The organism is Allobosea sp. 05T433 (assembly GCF_056396065.1).
In genome coordinates this window covers 1-2,228 of sequence record NZ_JBFTKS010000091.1, presented here as the reverse complement: position 1 = coordinate 2,228, position 2,228 = coordinate 1, and the positions used below count along the sequence as shown (strand labels likewise).

At 64.9% G+C, this 2,228-nt stretch carries 3 protein-coding genes and 1 pseudogene; all 4 read left to right on the top strand.

The features are described from left to right. A partial coding sequence (locus AC1DGP_RS35100) for an outer membrane protein (RefSeq protein ID WP_476833277.1) occupies positions 1-615 on the top strand: 615 nt, incomplete at its 5' end. 305 nt (positions 616-920) lie between these two features. Beyond that, complete coding sequence (locus AC1DGP_RS35095; protein ID WP_441508679.1) at positions 921-1,346, top strand: hypothetical protein; 426 nt, start codon at positions 921-923, stop codon at positions 1,344-1,346. Between the two features lie 16 nt (positions 1,347-1,362). Next, on the top strand, positions 1,363-1,947 hold the full coding sequence (locus tag AC1DGP_RS35090; protein WP_441508680.1) for an OmpA family protein: 585 nt from the start codon (positions 1,363-1,365) through the stop codon (positions 1,945-1,947). A gap of 66 nt (positions 1,948-2,013) precedes the next feature. Beyond that, positions 2,014-2,228 (top strand): annotated as a pseudogene (locus AC1DGP_RS35085) (DUF3300 domain-containing protein); the annotation flags it as partial.

The following is a 2,228-nucleotide window of genomic DNA, read 5'->3' as shown; positions in this document are numbered from 1 at the left end:
TGGGCTGGTCTTTATGTCGGTCTCAACGCCGGCGTGGGCTGGGCTGACTCGGGCGAGATCGCCGTCAACGGGCCGACTGCTGGCTCTTCCAGCGTCCTGAGCGGTGTCGGCGGTGGTGATGGCAGGTTCGTCGGTGGCGGCCAGATCGGCTATAACTGGCAGTCCGGCGCGATCGTCTACGGCCTTGAGACCGATATCCAGTATGTCGATACAGGCGGTAGCGTGGCGTGGGGCCAATACACCTGGTGGGCCGGTAGAGGCGGCGGTGACGGCGCCTATTTCGGCACCGTGCGCGCCCGCATCGGCTATGCCTTCGACCGGACCCTGGTCTACATCACCGGCGGTCTGGCCTATGGCGGCCTGAACAGCAACCCGCTGACCGGCAACACGACGAGCAATGCCGGCTGGACCATCGGCGGCGGTGTCGAATACGCCTTCACCAATAACTGGACGGTCAAGCTCGAAGGTCTCTACGTCGATACCGGCGAGGGCAGGAGGGCCCAGGTCTTCGAAAACCCCGCGGGCGGCGTGCTGCCGGCCGGAACCTATACCGCGGTCAGCAATGGCGGCGGCGGCGCCGGACTCCTGCGCGTCGGCGTGAACTACAAGTTCTGACGCGCGGGCACTCTGATCTGCAAACAGCCCGGCCGATGCGCCGGGCTGCTTTTCCCTTCATCCGGGCGCACAGATTGGAGACCGAGCTTCGACACCAGTGGCTTGGCCTCTTGTCCCGACCGGTCCCATCAAGACGAATCCCGCAAGCTGCCGACATGTTCTGGTGCCGGCGGCCCAGATGTCTTTGTGCGCACCCTGATCGATCAACTCATCGCTCCTGGCGTTTGCCCATAGCAAGATCGCCGGCTTCCTTTGAAATCGCATATTCGGGCGCGCTTACACCGACCGAAAACAGGGAGACGATCGTGAGTCTACGCAGAGCCCTCGCCGCAGCCTGTCTGCTAACCTCCATGGTGATCCCACTGGCCGTTTCGGCCCAGACGCTTACTTTTGCCGAAGCCTATGACCGGCTGGCGAAGTCCTGTGGTTCGGACATCGACAAGCTTTGTTCGAAGGTTTCGCTTGGCGGCGGCGCCGTCAAAACGTGCCTTGATCGGAACCAGGCGCGGCTATCGGCGGGCTGCAAGGCCGCGTCGGCCGAGGTCTTCCAGTCGCTCGCGAAGCGGGCCAATGCCCAGGCTGCCGCAGTCAAGGTCTGCGAGCGCGACCTTGGTCAATATTGCAGCGGCGTGCAGCCCCATGACGGCTACAGGCTGCAGTGCCTGCTGACCGCGTCGAAGGTCGTCAGCAGCGGCTGCAAGCAGGTCATCGTCGATGCCGGTTGGAACTGAAGGCACAGCGCACCCCATGAAGCCCATCGCCCTCGTCTTCTCCGCCGCAATCGCCCTCGCCCCCGCAACCGCAATCGTGCAGGCCCAGGAGCGACTCAACGATACGCAGCTGATCGAGACGCTGAACGTCCTCGACCAGTCGAAATCCATCGACGTCGCCGCGCTCCGCCGCCAGGCCGTGGACAGCGTCGCCGCCAACCGCGGACCGGACGCCTCGCTGCGCGAGCCGCTCTCGCAGGAACTGGACAATCTCTCGCAGTTCACCGTCGAGATCCAGTTCCGGACCGGCTCGGCGGTGATCCGCCCTGCATCATTCCGCACGGTCGGCGTGATTGCCGACTCCCTGCTCCACCCGACCTTGCGGGAATACAAGTTCCTCATCGTCGGCCACACCGACGCGGTCGGCGACCGCAAGTCCAACCTGACGCTGAGCCAGAAGCGGGCCGATGCGGTTCGCGACGCGCTGGTCACCACATTCGGCATCGCCCCCGCCAGGATTGTCTCGGTCGGTCTCGGTGAAGAGCAGTTGCAGAACCGGAAGAACCCGGACGCAGCAGCCAATCGGCGCGTCCAGATCGTGAATGTGGGTCGTTTCAGATAGGGGCCGGACGGTGATGGACCGGCTTGTTTGCAGACATTTGAGCGCGAGGACGGCATGCGACACGGAATGATCGCCCTATCCGCAATGGCGCTGGTGCTGGCTCCAGCCAGCGCCATTCTCCCGGGCCTCGGCGCCGCCTTCGCCCAACAGGCCGCACCAGCGCCACAGGCTGCACCGGCGCAGGCAGCGGACACGGTCTTCACCCGTGCGGAGATCGAGCCGCTGGTGAAGCCGATCGCGCTCTACCCCGACCCGCTGCTCGCCCAGTTGTTGCCGGCCTC

Bases quoted from the DNA above. Each gene is read 5' to 3' on its own strand.
- AC1DGP_RS35090 (WP_441508680.1), top strand. From the start codon at position 1,363: ATGAAGCCCATCGCCCTCGTCTTCTCCGCCGCAATCGCCCTCGCCCCC.